This is a genomic window from Bacteroides sp. UBA939 (assembly GCF_002293435.1).
In the GTDB taxonomy this organism is placed as follows: domain Bacteria; phylum Bacteroidota; class Bacteroidia; order Bacteroidales; family Bacteroidaceae; genus Bacteroides.
Map to the genome: position 1 here is coordinate 26,652 of NZ_DBDF01000001.1, position 15,881 is coordinate 42,532.

Annotated in this window: 12 protein-coding genes; 7 read left to right on the top strand and 5 right to left on the bottom strand. The window is 46.0% G+C overall.

The features are described 5' to 3' along the window. Positions 1–129 precede the first annotated feature (129 nt). Genes B2Z67_RS00140 through B2Z67_RS00150 form a run of 3 tightly spaced genes read right to left on the bottom strand, consistent with a single transcriptional unit; the run spans position 130 to position 1,617 of the window. Positions 130–456 carry a DUF5056 domain-containing protein gene (locus B2Z67_RS00140; protein WP_414630759.1) on the bottom strand — a complete coding sequence of 109 codons (327 nt, stop codon included), beginning with the start codon at positions 454–456 and terminating at the stop codon, positions 130–132. Beyond that, complete coding sequence (locus tag B2Z67_RS00145) at positions 443–991, bottom strand: RNA polymerase sigma factor (RefSeq protein WP_291527784.1); 549 nt, start codon at positions 989–991, stop codon at positions 443–445. Before B2Z67_RS00145 ends, B2Z67_RS00140 begins: the two co-directional genes overlap by 14 nt. Beyond that, complete coding sequence (locus B2Z67_RS00150) at positions 988–1,617, bottom strand: DUF6249 domain-containing protein (protein WP_291527785.1); 630 nt, start codon at positions 1,615–1,617, stop codon at positions 988–990. The genes B2Z67_RS00145 and B2Z67_RS00150 overlap by 4 nt, the downstream gene beginning before the upstream one ends. A gap of 391 nt (positions 1,618–2,008) precedes the next feature. Here B2Z67_RS00150 and B2Z67_RS00155 point away from each other — a divergent pair, with 391 nt between their 5' ends. From B2Z67_RS00155 to B2Z67_RS00185, 7 genes are all read left to right on the top strand, one after another. Beyond that, the gene (locus B2Z67_RS00155; RefSeq protein ID WP_291527786.1) at positions 2,009–3,421 is read left to right on the top strand and encodes a methyltransferase RsmF C-terminal domain-like protein; all 1,413 of its coding nucleotides are present in this window, start codon (positions 2,009–2,011) and stop codon (positions 3,419–3,421) included. A gap of 78 nt (positions 3,422–3,499) precedes the next feature. Continuing rightward, positions 3,500–3,694 (top strand): hypothetical protein, encoded by a 195-nt coding sequence (locus B2Z67_RS00160; RefSeq protein WP_291527787.1) that lies wholly within the window; start codon positions 3,500–3,502, stop codon positions 3,692–3,694. Positions 3,695–3,793: 99 nt separating this feature from the next. Continuing rightward, a complete protein-coding gene (locus B2Z67_RS00165) occupies positions 3,794–5,020 on the top strand; it encodes a hypothetical protein (protein ID WP_291527788.1) in 1,227 nt (408 codons plus the stop codon). Between the two features lie 294 nt (positions 5,021–5,314). Then, entirely contained in the window at positions 5,315–6,415 is a 1,101-nt protein-coding gene (locus B2Z67_RS00170; protein WP_291527789.1) for a FimB/Mfa2 family fimbrial subunit, read from the top strand. Between the two features lie 32 nt (positions 6,416–6,447). Then, positions 6,448–8,067 (top strand): fimbrial protein, encoded by a 1,620-nt coding sequence (locus B2Z67_RS00175; protein WP_291527790.1) that lies wholly within the window; start codon positions 6,448–6,450, stop codon positions 8,065–8,067. 35 nt (positions 8,068–8,102) lie between these two features. Then, positions 8,103–11,462: a hypothetical protein gene (locus tag B2Z67_RS00180; RefSeq protein WP_291527791.1), complete on the top strand. Its 3,360-nt coding sequence runs from the start codon at positions 8,103–8,105 to the stop codon at positions 11,460–11,462. An 18-nt stretch (positions 11,463–11,480) separates the two neighbouring features. After that, positions 11,481–14,759, top strand: coding sequence for a hypothetical protein (locus B2Z67_RS00185; protein ID WP_291527792.1), 3,279 nt, complete (start codon positions 11,481–11,483; stop codon positions 14,757–14,759). Between the two features lie 197 nt (positions 14,760–14,956). Here B2Z67_RS00185 and B2Z67_RS00190 read toward each other — a convergent pair whose 3' ends face one another. Both B2Z67_RS00190 and B2Z67_RS00195 read right to left on the bottom strand, forming a co-directional pair. Then, the gene (locus tag B2Z67_RS00190; protein WP_291527793.1) at positions 14,957–15,289 is read right to left on the bottom strand and encodes a DUF1829 domain-containing protein; all 333 of its coding nucleotides are present in this window, start codon (positions 15,287–15,289) and stop codon (positions 14,957–14,959) included. A 74-nt stretch (positions 15,290–15,363) separates the two neighbouring features. Then, entirely contained in the window at positions 15,364–15,741 is a 378-nt protein-coding gene (locus tag B2Z67_RS00195; RefSeq protein WP_291527794.1) for a hypothetical protein, read from the bottom strand. Between the last annotated feature and the right edge of the window lie 140 nt (positions 15,742–15,881).

The following is a 15,881-nucleotide window of genomic DNA, read 5'->3' on the forward strand; positions in this document are numbered from 1 at the left end:
TGATAAATGTACGTCTCAAAACTATTTAGATTTAATTCGTTTTTTATTTGAGCTGGCAAATATACAATATATTAACGAGAAATATTTCTTCTGTTAAAGAAAAATAGGTTTATGTCAAATGTTGTAAACTCAAGCTAAAGAGCAAATCTTACGGTATCCGAGGTAGAGAAGTACTACGACTGCTATTATCAGCGATCTCGGGTCAAGCTCCGCGGCGCCGTTTTCTATGGCGCTGGTAAAGGTTTCCCGTAAAGTATTCAATACCAGTTGCAAGCCATCGAGGACAAAGAATAATACGATGGCAAGCGTAAAGCAGAACATGCTCCACAACTGCGAAATCCGGCGATACCGGTCGGGCAGATGGTGCATTACGCGTCGGCTGAAGCCGTTATCTTCTATCTCTCTGCAATTGTCGGAGAAGAATTTCTGCAAAAGTTTATCATCAGTTGTTTCCATCATAACCATTTTGTTTTAAGTAGGTAGCCATTTTTTCTTTCGCCCGTGAGAGGTGGCTTTTAACTGTTCCCACCGGGCATCCCGTGATACCTGCAATCTTATCAATACTCTGGTCTTCCATATAAAACAGAGTGATGCAGGTTCGTTCCATTTCTTTCAGTGTCGCCAGCGCCCGGTACACATCCATTTGCTGTCCGAGGTCGTTTTGGCTGGTGTTCCAATGGGCATCCACTTCCCGGGTATCAAGGGCGGTTGTATCTTTCCGGCTGCGAATATAATCATAAAACACATTGTATGCAATACGATATAGCCAAGTTGAGAAGTTGGACAGGTTTTTGAATGAAGCGAGGTTGGTGTATGCTTTGATAAACGTGTCTTGCGCCAGGTCGTCACTCAATTCGTTGTCGCCGCAGGTAAGGTGAAGAAAGAACCGTCGTACGGGCGACTGATACTTCTTCACTAACTGGTCAAAGGCCCTGGTGTTGTGAAACACCACGACCTGTGCAACTAACGATATATCGTTGAGTTGGTTCATCTTTCTCTATCGTTCTTTTTAGATTCCTGTGTGTAGTGGATAACCAGTTGCCCGAATCCGGTGAACATAACGAGTAACCCGACGCAGCCTATTCCGAAGTTACCGGTAATAGCCCAAAGGAAGATGAATAGTCCTATTCCGATGAAAACGTTTTTGATTCCTTTGGTGCGTATATCCTCGTTCTTATCTACGTTTCTGAAGAAATCCGAGGGTAGTTGCTGTCCGCTGGCAAGTGCCTGTTCCGCAAGACGGTATTTGGCTTTGCGATTCTTGTAATTGAAGAAGAATACCGTAATGATGATGAGCAAAGGCAACCCGAAGACAAAGACAATGCCTGTGACTGAAATAATCATGTTGGAAATGTTTCCGTCCATGTCAAATCCCCAGTCTCCCCAATGATTGCTGTGGTGTTTCCATCCATTGCTTCCGAAATCGGGACCGCTACCTTCGTAGGTCATGATACTGAGGGTATCGGTTACGGTTTTCCCGTTGATGACAGTATCGCGGAGTTCAATCACGCGTTTTTTGTTCCCAAGGCTGTCGTTCTCCGTGACAGTTCTTTCCTTTGCCAATACCAATGAGCAGAATGTCATGGCGGCGATAAATGCTAAAAGTAATCGTTTCATAATCATGTATTTTATATTTTATTGTTCTTAATGTCTGTTAGACGTATAATGTTCTTGAGAAAGTTGCAAAGAGACGATATTTTTTTGAATTAAACGATAATCTATAGGAATTATTTGACTGGCAAACTTCTTTAGTCTGAATAATTCATGCTAAAATCGTGTCTGCTCCGTACCAGGGCCGTGTCAGGGCAGGGTCCGCTCCGTACCCGCTCCGTATAAAGGTACCCTTATNNTACGGAGTTGGTACGGACTTGGTACGGACTTGATACGGAGCAGATAGTGTGTGATAGGGTCTGCATGATTCATACGTTAACTCCTGAAGTATGAATAATACAGGTTAGTATCCTGTGCTTTTTTGTGTTACCTTTGCGGATATCAAACAAATTGGCACATGGAATTACCCGTATCTTTTGCAGACCGTACCCGTTCCCTGCTGGGAGATGAAGAATATAATAAACTGATTGATGCCCTGAACGGAGAACAGCCTGTAAGCATCCGGCTGAACGAGGCGAAACTCCCTCATGTTTCAGCCGCTCTTCTTCGCAGTTGCTCCGAGCGTGTACTTTGGGCTTCCGCCGGCTTCTACCTCGACCGCCGCCTGACGTTTACTTTTGACCCCTTGTTCCATGCAGGCTGCTACTATGTGCAGGAAGCATCGTCCATGTTTGTAGAACAGGCATTACGCCGGTATGTGGGCGAAGCTCCGGTGATGATGCTCGACCTTTGCGCTGCGCCCGGCGGGAAATCTACCCATGCCCGTAGCATATTGCCCGAAGGCAGTCTGCTGGTGGCTAATGAAGTTATCCGCAACCGTTCGCAGGTTTTGGCTGAGAACCTGACGAAGTGGGGCAACCCCGGAGTGGTGGTAACCAACAATGACCCGGCGGATTTCTCCGGCTTGGAAAGCTTCTTCGACCTGATACTGACTGATGTTCCCTGCTCGGGCGAAGGAATGTTCCGTAAAGACCCGGTTGCAAGGAGCGAGTGGAGCCTCGAAAATGTAGAAATCTGCCGGCAACGCCAGCGCCGTATCCTGACTGATGTCTGGCCCAGCTTGAAGCCGGGCGGACTACTTATTTATAGTACGTGTACTTATAATACGGAAGAAAACGAAGAGAATATCCGCTGGATACGTGATGAGTTCGGCGCGGAAATACTTCCGCTGAACGTGCCGGAAGAATGGAATATTATTATGGGAGCAGACTTTCCTGTCTATCGCTTTCTGCCTCACCGGACGAAAGGTGAAGGTTTCTTCCTTTCCGTGCTTCGCAAACCGGAAACCGATATCCCGGAGACACGGAGAAGGCCGGTTTCAACCCAAGGGAAGAAGAAGCCGGCGCCCGTCGTGTCAAAAGAACAACTGGCGGCGGCTCGTGGCTGGCTTCTTTCGGCGGATGATTATGAACTCTCTGTAAACGGGACGAACATTTCCGCTTTTCCTAAAGAAAGTATTTCTGCTTTGTCAGCTTTGCAACAATCTCTCCGCATCATTCAGGCCGGTATTCCTCTTGGAGAAATAAAAGGGAAGGATTTGATTCCGGAACATGCGCTTGCCATGAGTAATGCGTTGCGCCGGGAGGCTTTTCCCCACGAAGACGTCTCGTACGAGCAGGCTGTGGCTTATCTGCGTAAGGAGGCAATTGTTCTGGCTGCCGATTCCCCGCGCGGGTATGTGCTGCTGACATATAAAGATGTTCCTTTGGGCTTTGTGAAGAATGTAGGCAACCGTGCCAATAACCTTTATCCGCAGGAGTGGCGCATTCGTAGCGGATACTTGCCGGAAGAGATACTGGTAGTTGATTGAGGAACTACCGCTGATGAATAAATTCCCATAGACAAGGCTACCGAACGTGGCATACGCCTGCTCAGCGAGAAAGGCCGTATGGATTGCCAACATCCCGGAAAGACAATCCGGGTGGTGAAAGATTCCGAAACGTTAATTGATTACAATAATGCTGTCCCTAATGAACAGTGGATGGTTTCTGCTGGTTTGAGTCTATATGAAGAGATTATTGATTTTCGCAACGAACGTCAACTTTGGGTACTGTCAATAGCTCATAAGGTATGGAGTACCTGATGTGGCTTGCGCTATTTAAGAATCTCCGAAACCAATTTTAGTCTGAAATAAATCAGAAGTATTCATTCAATTAATAATTATTCTAAAAAACCTTGTTTTATGAAAAAGAATCTTTTAATGATGATTGCCGTTTTGGCAATGGTTTTTGCTTCTTGTAATAATGATGAGCAAAACGAAAATATTCCGGCAGGAAAGCCTGCGCAGCTCTCCGTTAAACTTGCCGGTGTTGTTAAGGCTCCCTCTTCCCGTGCTATTGAAGCTCCGGGTAAAACGGCAGCGGGTACTATTCAGTTGATGCCTGCAGGCAGCGGCTTAACCGGTCAAATCTATGTGATTAACTCGACAGGTGTTGTAACCTATCATGAGGCGCTGAATGTATCACAAGCACTTGTGGACAATGGCCCTGGTCAGATATTGACACGGGATGTACCCTCTGACTCACGCGTTTATATCATCGGGAATATTCCTGCGGGTAATACGTCTCTTAGTACTGAAGTTGTAGATGGAACAACAACTCTGGCACAAATCCAGGCTAAATCGGATTTGCTGACTACGTTGATTCCACAGACTGTAGGTGGAAGTCAGCTTCAATCTTATCAGACCGTAGTTTTGGCTAATAGCGACGGAGCAGCGAAGCAGATCACTCTTAATGGAAATCCTCTTGATAATGACCGGACAACCGTTGAGGCTACTGTAAGTATTGAACTCAACCCGCTGGTTTCGCGCATAGAACTTGGTAAGGTTACGGGTGATAAGAATATCTTAGGCTTTAAAGTCGCAGGCGTTTATGTGGATGACTGGTATCCTTCATTTACCTATGGTGGTTCCTTTGCAGGTACCATGTTCTCACAAGGACAGAATACTTTGGAATCGGCTGACGCCACTTACAAGGCAAATGCTCTTGGTAATGCAGGTGAATGGGCGGCTGTTTCTGTTGATCCGACTGATCTTGAAACCAATCCTTTTATCGCCACTCCGGGAGCAGGTAATGTATGGGCTTACAATGTAGCCGCCGGTAGCCTTTCGCGCCCTATTGTTTTGCTGAAAGATGTATCTTATCCGGCCGACACGGACGGGAATGGTACTATTGAAGATGGGGAAACGTACACCGAAACCAGAACACTTTACCTTACGGTAACGAGTTACAACGGTATCGAGAATAATGTATTTAAACGTGGTGCAATCTATAGCATCGGTGGTCTGGCTAACGGTATCGTCTTTGGCCCGACTAATACAGGTTTGACTCCTAACCCTGCAAACGTTAGTCTGCAGGTAAGTGTAACAATCAAGGAATGGGAAATCGTATATCCAGATGCTAATCTCTAATTCAAATAAAACCTCACAGGGCGGAAGGGGGTGATACCCCTTCCGTTCACTAATTGTATTACATTACAATTTAATAATTCACTCAAGTTTCTCTATTAGCTTCGCTGACAGCNNTCTTCTTAGTGATTAGCAATAGTATCTCTATTAGCTTCGCTGACAGCTTCTCTGATTTCTTTCACTAAGGTATGTTCTCTTCCTCCCAGGAGGAGTACGTACCTTAGTGAAAGAAATCAGAGAAGCTAATAGAGATACTACTGATTATTAACAACATGCGAAACCTAAATAATTCAATATATGTGCAAAAGGATTATCGCTTCATCACTGTTCTTCTTCGTTCTGCTACTTGGCAGCTGTATCAAGGACGATTTAGCTGACTGTCCGGAAGGACTGCGATTGAATTATTGCTATATTCTGAATACGGAATATCAGTGTTTACTCGAGAAGAACGTGGAAAGCCTTCGTGCCTATATTTTTGATGAAAACACCCGGTTGCTTGTCAAAGTCGTTACGCTTAGCCCCGATGATATTAACCGTAAGTGGATTGACGTTAACGACCTGCCTTCGGGAATGTACACCATCACCTCTTGGGGTGGCAGCAGCAGAGACATGGAGAAAGGTGGATTTATCGACGGCGACATGACCGATCCTGCTACTTCTACTTTTATACCTTATGTTGCCGTTGGCAGAACCACAATAGATAATTTCCGTATGATGCTTGCCACCGAACCGCTTCGTGCTACTCCGGGGATGGATGTGGGTCATACACACGATATGGATGACAGTCGAATTCATCCGGGCGAAGTCATTCCCCTTGCCGGAGGTGGGTTTGACGACATTTACTTTGGAATAGTGCAACATGTAGAAGTAGTTGATGGCGAGCAATGTACTGCAAATATAGATATGATGCAAGATACCAATACACTACATGTCAAAGTCAAAGGCTGGGAACTTTTGAGTTCTCGCGCCGTGGATAACCAGGAACCATTCATTTGCGTCTCCGGTCACAACGAGCGGTACGGTTACGACAATAGCATAGACCGTTATGCCCGCGAGGTGTGTTACGAACCTTACTTCGAATCGGATAACGGAACAGAGATATCTGTGGACATAAGGGTGATGCATCTGGATATCAACAGATTTAAAGACGAGCCGGTGTTGTTCTATATTCGAAATGCGGTTACAGGCCGGAACATTATTTCTCCTATAGATGTTATTAATGATGTGATACTCAAGGCCAAGGATAAGCAAGGTAATCTCTTATGGCCGGATCAGGAAGCCATCGATCGCGTAAATGAGTTTTCATTCGAAGTATCGGTTCTTGCCGATTTGAGTGTCAGCATTACTGTGAACGGGTTCGAGATAATCAATACGAACGTGGATATAAGCAGGCCGTAAGAGAATCTAAATATAGATAGATAATGAAAGAAATGAAAAAGTTGATTCATAAAATATTCGTAGCAGTTATACTGATTTCAATCTGTTCGTGGATGGGAGGCTGTGTGAAAGATTCATATCCGGAGCCGGATAACAAATCAGAAGATGCCCTGATTTATCTTCGGCTGACTACTCCCGGGGGCTTTTCCAACTCTGCAAGCCGTGCGTTGACTTTCGAACAGGAGAACACAATTAATGATATTTATGTGCTGGTGTTCAACAGCGCCAATTCACTGATTGCCATCAAACAGGGGGAGCAAGTATCCAGTACGCCTGGGAGCGGAAATCCTGCATACAGTGGTGAAGGCTCATTCACTTTAACGCTTTCGGCAAGCAGAAGCGGTAGTGATACCTATAAGCTGGTGGTATTAGCCAATGCGGCGACTCTGATAGCAAACACCATCGGTACCGATGAAACCACTTCTACCTATGTAGGAAAGAGCTATTCGGAAATAGTCACCGCCATTTATGGCGCCATCAGCGGTAAGATGTACAACGGAGCGACAGATAATGCAATCCCCATGTGGGGAGAGAGCAATGCGATGGTTGTTCAATTGGGCATCAATAATGAAACTTTGCAGTTGACCCGTGCCGTAGCGCGCATCGATATCGGGGTAGGTGTTGGTACAAGAGATGACAACACACATATATGGTCGTGGAGCGGTAAGAATATCTCCAATGAAGAAATTCCTTTCCGGCTTGGACATGTCTATGTGATGCGCCCCAACAACCAATATACTGTCATACCCAATCCGGGAGTAATGGAGGATGACATCCCCAGCATACCTGCCGGAACAGCCGCTTTCTCAATTGAGGATTCCGAGAGTCTCTTTGCCTATAGCGCTACTGCAAGTGCTACCGGCGGATTCATTTCTCAGGAAATATATGTTCCCGAATCGGACATATTTATGGGAACTGCCGGTACGGTTGGAGACGCTAACCATACCAACCGCATGGCTATCGTGGTAGGCGGTTATTATAACGGAAGCGCCACCGAAACGTTCTACAGGCTCGACTTCGCCGTAAATAATGTGTTAATCAATGTAGTTCGCAATCACCTTTATCAATTCTCCATCTCGAAGGTAACGGGTGCCGGATTCTCCGATGTAGAAACTGCATACGAATCACAGTCGATGAACATGACCGTCAGAATTTACGATTGGGATGCAATCGACATGATGGAACTTTTTCTCGACGGTTCCGAATACGTCATGCTCGGACAGAGTAAGAATGTTCCCAACGACAATCGTGTGATGACGCTTCCCCGTTCTGCCGGTTCAAAAGATTCCATTGAAATGCGTACCAATATTCCTCTTGATAAATTTGTACTGGCGCTCAACAATGGTGGAGCCTTCCCTGATGCGGCTGATCCGACCATCATACAGAACAATCGCTTCAAGGTGGAACTTAAAAGCGAGGCCGGAACCAATTACTTCGTTATCACCGCGCTGCAATCCTATGATGCGGCTGCTGCCGACAATCCGTCGGTTCTCACTATTACTGCGGAAAGAATCACCTTTGTCATCACCATCCGGCAGATAGACTACGACCTGGGCGATTGGAAAGATGGGGGTAATATAGATAAGGTATTAGGTGCAAACAAGAATTTATAGCATGCACAGCAACGAAACAGTAAAACGAAAATAAAATGAAAAGGTGGTCATACATATTGACAGGTATTTTAGTCATGTTGTTCGGTTCATGTATCGAGGACATTGGAGAAGGCGAAGATATCTTCCGCGGCAGTTTACATGTGGATCTGGATGTAAAGGGACTTACCGCCACAACTGCCACACGCGCCGTTATACCTGCTGAAGAAGGTGAGGACGAGATAGGTTCGCTCTATTTGCTCTTTTTCGATTCGGATGCTACCCAGAACGGGCGGTTCATTGATTATGTGAAGGTAAATGACGTAACCGGAATGTCGGTGGATTTTAGCCTTGCGGGAACTGAACTCACGGCGAATGCTCCCTACAACATCCTTGCCGTAGCTAATATATTCGACAATGTCTATGTTTCCGACAATAGTAATACAGTTCAAATAGATAGTTGGCTACGCAGATGGACCGGCAAGAGGCAAAGACAAGTGATGCTGGAAGCCACCGCCTTAGTAGAAGGAACTACCGATGAGATAAACGCCATATCACCCAACCGGTTGCTCATGAGCGCCTCCATATCGAAACTCGAAGGCGAGAGTAATATTAGTTTGGTACTTACGCGCAACGTGGCGCGTCTCGACGTGTATAATACCCAGAAAGATAGTTACGACCTTGTTTCAGCTTCGATCTGGAATGCTTATCCCACAGCTTCAATCTGGGACGGCGTAGTGGCGGATTATTCCAAGGAGATTGCACGTCTGGGGCGTTTCTACGGTGTAGACAATCGTGCCAACTCAATCAGCGATAACGGAGAGGCGATGCTGGATGACATCGTGGGCGGTCTTTACGTTTTTCCAAATCAGGTGACCAATCCGGAACAGAATGATAAGTTAACCACTTGCCTCATCGTAGGGCTTATGGATCACATTGATGGTACGACAAGCTACTACCGCGTCAATATTCATCCGGACGACAGCCCGCAAATGCTTGTCCGCAACACTGTTTACCGCCTGACTATCACAGGGGTTATCAGTAAAGGATACGATACCGAAGAAATGGCCTATAACGGGCGTGGCGATAACCTGCTCTATCAGGTCAATTTATGGAATATGGATGATAACGGTCTGATTGTACAGGACGAGAACAGCATCCTTTCACTTCCCACCAAGACAATCAATATCGGCCGGACTGGCGGTGAATTCGATTACTCGGTCTTTATCAACAGCAAGCTACCTAACCCGATGCCGTTATCTATCTCAAGTCAGATATATGAACCTGATGATAGTGGTATCGTTACATCAATCAATGGAAATATTATTCACGTAAAGGCTACTCCGATCGCTCCGGATCAGGTTGAACGTCGGGGTATCGTGATGCTTTCGTATGCAGGATTACATGCAGCCATAAACATCGTCCAAAGCAGTGATGCCGAAGCGTATCTGAAGGTGACGCTGCCCGATGGCGGTATTCCTACTTTCCCGGCAGTTGCCAATATCTCGTCGGGGCTGATTACGGTGAATGCTTCCGGTACGTGGAGCGCAGAGGTTTATATGGATGGCTTCTCTTTTGCCGAAGGAAAACTCGTAAGCAAGATACATAGCACGGACGTTGCCTATGTAAATGACAATAAATTCCGTATCTATACGAATACTACCAACTCCGGAGAAGGCATACGGCAGGGATTCGCCGTGGTTACGCTCGATAGCGACCCCGAAAACTACTCTTCGGTAGTACAGGTGGCTCAGAAACCGGCAAGTGTCATCAAGATGTCTCCGGAACAGGCTGTGGTAAACTTCAACATAGATGGCAGTCTTTTTGTTCCGCTACCGCCGGCTACCAATGTCAACACATTCAATGTACGGCCCAACTTGGTAACCGGTGAAGATGGTCAGACTGAATATGTTCCGGACTGGGAGGTAACAATTGTTCAGGGTAGTGTATATGATGACAAGGCGATGTTCAAAGTTACGCAACAGTATGATGCCAACGTTCTGGATAATAATATCCTGACGGTGAATACCGTAGGCCCGAACTACACCGGACACAGGGCGACTGTAAAGGTACGCATTTCACTAAAGGACGATCCGAGTACTTTTACTGAGATTACGCTCCAACAACGTTCGTTCCAATGGAATGTTCCTGCGAGCCAAACTGTCTTGGGCAAGGGAGGTGTTACTCCCGAATTGAAGATCGACATACCGGCAGAAGTTACCGGACTGCATTATACGGTTGCAATCGAGTCGTTTGAGCCGATGAGCATCTACGGCGATGGTGCCAACCAGCAATTTGCTTACCTGATTGACGGCGACGATCCCGATGCTACTCCTTATTCCGGTCTGAGTCCTAACGATATTTCTATAGGCTTCAAAGTAGGTTTCCCCACTTTACCCATGGCGTTGATAGATGCAGAACCGAAAGTGACGATAGCCGTTACACTGATAGAGATGGGTGAGACGAAAACGTTCACCGTATCGCAAAGCAAGTTCGTTCCCCGAGCTGTGAACGCTTTGGATGTGGGTGTTAATGCGCATGGAAACCTCGCAACCGGAGGAAATAACCCCAACTTCAGGCCTACCGCCTGGGATGGAACCTACCAGGAGAACCTTGCACAGTTCCTGATGAATAATAACTATTTCAGTCCGACCGGAACAGTGAAGACAAACGGTGATCCGGCTATTGCTAAATGGGAAACCGAAGCGGGATTTACAACGGTATGGCAGGTTGTTAAAAACAATCTTACTTTTGTTAATTACACGCGGCCGGGGGTGAATGCATTTGCTAATAATACTATTTGGGATTGGCTTCACTCCGATTCGGGATTTACACTGATCAATTCCGAATCAGTCTTAGACCAGGGAGTACTGGATTATTCTTCTGACTGCATTCCCGGTCAGTTGGGACTTCAAGGCGGTGGCGGATACATGAGTGTGGGCAGTGTCTCTAATTGGAACGTCGACGGAGGGTTTATGATCAATCCGGATGACAGTAATCCGATTATTGACTATCTGGTACACAGCGGTCCGTTTGGCGAGGTAGAAGGTTGGCAAAATCTTCGTATCGGAAATAGCGGTGTGAACGGTTATACCGTCGTCTCCTCAATAGAACCCGCATTGGGTAAAGGTGCAGTTCCCATTGTTCAAATGGTTAGTAATGACCCTAACTGTGCCCAGGGCCAGCTTATTACCGAAATGCTGATTGACCCCAGCCTCAATTTGATGATAAAGAACGACTCCGAGTTTTTCTATGATGACCCGACCTATTTTAATGACCCGTCTGAAAGACCCCGACTCATCTTTACGCTGAATCTCATTGCCTTCATGGTGAACACCGCTCAATACGGCAGTATCTTCACGAATCAGTTCTGGGATAATCCCAATAATGTAAGAAACATGCCCCAACCTCAACCTTAATAATAAAAGGAGTGTGATATGAAATCATTAAAAGCAAATAACAAAAAACGAATCATATTCTTCTTGATGCTGATTCCCGCTTTCATACTGGGATCGTGTATATACGAGGAAGACATGGAAGGGGGACAGAACTCTGAAGACAAAAAGTTGAGTCTGTCGGTAGCAGTGAAGCAACCGGGTATTCAAACTGTAACGCGCGCCACGGTTCCTTCCGAGGTGGGCGAAGACGATATCAGCGTTCTCTATCTGCTCTTCTTTCAACCCAACGGAGGTACGTTTGTCGATTATGTGAGGGCTAACAATCTCACCCAAGATGTGAAAACGGAAATCGATATGTCGAACCATCCTTTATTGGCAGTCAACCAGGCGTATGATATCCTCGCTGTAGCCAACATTAGTGACGGCCGTTACATTACCGGCAACGTCGATGCATGGATGCATGACTGGGGCGGTCTTACCATAGACGAAGTAAAGGCGCAGGCGATAGCTTGGGTGTATGATGCCCAAGACAATTCGAATGCTATCGTATCTAACGAGTTGCTGATGACCGGCAGTATCGCCAAAGCGCAGGAACAATTCGAACTTGAACTTGAACTCACCCGGGATGTAGTGCGTTTTGATGTCTATAACAACCGGTATGAAGTATACGACCTCGTCTCGGCGGATATATGGAATGCCTATCCTTCCTGTGTAATCTGGGAGTCGGAAGGGGCAATGATTGATTTTTCCAATGACATCTCACGTCTCGATCATTTTTACGGAGTGGATAATAGCACAAACGAGACTGCTACGGACGGGGCGGATGGAAGAGGTAAAACTCTCGGTCATATCATAGGCGGTCTTTACAGCTTTGAGAACCGGGTAATCCATCCCTTGCAGAACGACCATCTGACTACTTGTCTGATTGTCGGTCTGAAAGAACGGGCTACCGGCACAATAAGCTATTACCGTGTTAATATCAATCCTGCGGAGAGTGCACAGATATTGAGTGCGAATAATGTATATCGCCTGACCATCCGTGATGTCAACACCGGTTCCGCTTCTGCGGAAGAAGCTTATGAAGCCGCTGAATGCGGTCTGGACTATGTGATCAACTACTGGGACATGAGCGACTATGGTGTGATAGTGCAAGACGGCAACAGTGTTCTTTCAATCCCTACCAAGACTATTACCATCGAAGAAAAGGGAGGCGATCTTAATTATCAGATATTTACTTTCAATAATACAGGAACAAACAGTCCGCTGACAATCAAAGCACAGAACTATACTCCCTCGAATGGCAGTATCGCTGCGACTCTGAGCGGCAATACGCTCAGGGTACATGCCACACCGTTCGGTGCGGGCGAGACGGAGCGTACAGGTACAATCGTTCTTTCGTATGCCGGATTGGAAGCTGCGGTCAATGTTATACAGAATAACGGAGAAAAAGTATATTTGGATGTTCGTCAGCCTACAGGGAAAGTCTTGGCGCCATATTCCGGTATGTCTACCGGAGATATTCTTGTGGATGCTTCCGGCCCGTGGACGGCGGAACTCTTTATGCCTGATGGTGGCTTTACGTTAGACCCGGCAGGGGTTTCTCCGGCAGTAGCAACGACTAAGATTCAGAGTAACAGTAGCCTGGTGGTTAACAAACAGTTCAAGGTATATACATGGTCGGCCAATGCCGAACCGACAAAGCGTGACTGTTTCGTGGTAATTACCCTTGACAGTGATCCTGAAGATTACGCCGCAGTGGTGCAACTTGCACAGAGTCCTGCCGGAGGTATCTCGATTGTGCCGAATGTTACTTCTGTTACCTTTAACGGTATAGGAGGGCTGGCAAATATTGCGGGAAATACAACATCTACGTTCAACGTGCGTCCTTCCATGGAAGTTGATGGCAATAACGGCGAACAGATTGCCGCGTGGGAATATGAAATCAGATCCTCGGGTGGCAGTTATGACGACACCGGTACGTTCCGGGTAACCGCTGAAAATCATACTACTGACGCAAACGAAGCTGCTATGAATACGATTACGGTCGGAGCAGTGGGGCAGAATCTTTCGGGACGTTCTTATACGGCTGTGTTGAGGCTCTATCTCTCGCTTGACCATACTACTTATGTCGATCTTCAGTTGGTACAGCAACCACTTACTGTCAGTCTGTCGCCGGGTACTCTTCCCACAGTGGGGAATGATGGAGGTCAGACGGGAGTAATTACGGTAGTGTCCGATGCTTCACTGAGATGGAAGGCATCAGTTGTTACCAACAGTGGTACTTCCTCCGACGGGCGTTCGCTGGTACATCACGCTGCAACGCTTGTGAATGAGGATGGTAGTCCGATTGACGAAAATCTGGATTATCCGATGAATACACGGATGCGCGTGAGATTCCCGAAGGTGTATTATCCGAATCGCGATATTCCTGTCTCGGCAACCATAACTGTTACCGTGGAAGGTCTGACAAGTACGCTTACCGTCCATCAGACTACACTTACCGCAAGGAGTATGGTGGGTTACGGTATGACCGGTTCACCCGATTACGGTGGACTTGGCAATACGTACAACCAGGGTTGGGACGGAACTTCCGGCACTTACGGATTGGCACAGATACCGGATTATTCCCGATTGGGAATCGGCAATATGAATGTGGCTTCCATTCCGGACAACGTGAATTATCTGCATGCGACGGTTCATATAGGGGGAACTGCAGGTACTAATTACGACTGGTCGGTAATCAACAGTTTCATTGATAGCCGTGATGCCTGGACGGTAATTTCATCCCAGGACGATTATGGCTTGCCTCCGGTGAATAATTCCAACTCGCCAACCAAACGTAACGAGGCGGGGTATCAGGATATGAAGTACAGCGTAAGTAGCAGATGGTCGCAGGTGTACGAGACAGACAGCAAGTTGTACCACTTTGTGATGGATAGAGGTCACACGCCGCTTGCTCCGAGTGATATCAACAGTGACGGTTTCTACAATGATGGTGTCTCCAATACCATCCCCGGACCGTGGCCGTCAACAGCAGTTGTGTTAATGACCAAGATTAATGATACTAATGAGGCATCGCTCATCGTGGATGTTAAGAATAAGTTCTTGTGGATAGGTGATTCGCAGATATTCTGGTACAATGCGTATCTGAGCAATAACCGCGGCACGTTCCTCGATAACCTGATGTACTTTATCGGCAACGCCGCCAAGTATGGTAGTAACTTCACCGACTTGTTGCTCGAAGACGACCAGGAGGGTGCTCAGCCTGCTCCGTGGGATACTTACTGGGGCAACAATGCGGGAGTACCGAGTAAATAATAACCAATGCCGCTGTTTTTATTTCTTTTTCATACAGCGGCTAAGATAAATCATGGCGAATGCCAATTCTTTCCATCGTGGTGGAAAGAATTGGCATTCATCTTTATTTATGTCGGCTTGAATAGCGTTTCTATTCTATACTTTATTCGTTTATTCATTCACAAATTTTTCGATATAGTCAGTAATGCAGGTCATGGCTAAGCGATTAATTTGTCTCTTTCTTCCGGTAAATAGCGTTGCGACCAAAGAATGGGCACTGCACCTTTGCTTCTAAGCGCTTCCATATATTCTGGTTTCAAATCTTTATCTACATCGTTTATGATTGCAATTCCGTCTAACTGTTTTCCGGATATTCTTTCTCTGGATTCTTTTATATCCTCCCAACCGAACAAAAAATGGGGCACATTCATTTTGTTGAGAGAATTGAACGATTTTACGACCAATTCCTTTTGCCTTCCTGCTATTTGAAAGTCAAATGTAAACTCTATGCCAGTAATGCCTTTTGCAATAAATTCAGGAGTATATATCATCTGCTGTTCGTCAAAAAAAGATCTAACATCTCAGTTATTCATATCAACATAGAATTAATGTTTATCTTTCCCTTTTAATACTCATTATTCCATTCGGGTAGTCGACCGTATATTTCGAAATAGCGTTGCAACAGTATTCCTTCCACATAAGAAGGTATATCTTGATTTTCCTCGTCAAAGGTAACATACCAATATATGTCAAGGGCGTCACTTCCTTCTTCCGCTATTTTTTGCTCAAAGAAATTTTGACGAGAAATCCCGTCTTGCTTATTATTCAATCGTTTATTTAATAGTTGGTCTTTAAACTTTCCATTGGAGAGCATCGTCCCCGACTTGCCAATATACACTAAGTCTATTCCTCTTCTGGACAAACGGTATATACAGTAAACACCGGGTAAGTTTGGAACGCCTCTCGACACTTCTTTCAAATTACTTCCTTTCCAATGCAGCATATTTACAAAATTGACTAACAGCGTTCTAACGCTCTAAACGGTACAAACCTCATTTTTACAACTTCACAGAATTTGGGGACAAATGCAAGTTGCTGTTTATGAACACTTTCGATATACGTAAGCGATCGACCAACTCCGTA

Coding starts and splice junctions, on each gene's coding strand:
- B2Z67_RS00140 (WP_414630759.1), bottom strand. CDS start 456: ATGGAAACAACTGATGATAAACTTTTGCAGAAATTCTTCTCCGACAAT.
- B2Z67_RS00145 (WP_291527784.1), bottom strand. CDS start 991: ATGAACCAACTCAACGATATATCGTTAGTTGCACAGGTCGTGGTGTTT.
- B2Z67_RS00150 (WP_291527785.1), bottom strand. CDS start 1,617: ATGAAACGATTACTTTTAGCATTTATCGCCGCCATGACATTCTGCTCA.
- B2Z67_RS00155 (WP_291527786.1), top strand. CDS start 2,009: ATGGAATTACCCGTATCTTTTGCAGACCGTACCCGTTCCCTGCTGGGA.
- B2Z67_RS00160 (WP_291527787.1), top strand. CDS start 3,500: ATGGATTGCCAACATCCCGGAAAGACAATCCGGGTGGTGAAAGATTCC.
- B2Z67_RS00165 (WP_291527788.1), top strand. CDS start 3,794: ATGAAAAAGAATCTTTTAATGATGATTGCCGTTTTGGCAATGGTTTTT.
- B2Z67_RS00170 (WP_291527789.1), top strand. CDS start 5,315: ATGTGCAAAAGGATTATCGCTTCATCACTGTTCTTCTTCGTTCTGCTA.
- B2Z67_RS00175 (WP_291527790.1), top strand. CDS start 6,448: ATGAAAAAGTTGATTCATAAAATATTCGTAGCAGTTATACTGATTTCA.
- B2Z67_RS00180 (WP_291527791.1), top strand. CDS start 8,103: ATGAAAAGGTGGTCATACATATTGACAGGTATTTTAGTCATGTTGTTC.
- B2Z67_RS00185 (WP_291527792.1), top strand. CDS start 11,481: ATGAAATCATTAAAAGCAAATAACAAAAAACGAATCATATTCTTCTTG.
- B2Z67_RS00190 (WP_291527793.1), bottom strand. CDS start 15,289: ATGATATATACTCCTGAATTTATTGCAAAAGGCATTACTGGCATAGAG.
- B2Z67_RS00195 (WP_291527794.1), bottom strand. CDS start 15,741: ATGCTGCATTGGAAAGGAAGTAATTTGAAAGAAGTGTCGAGAGGCGTT.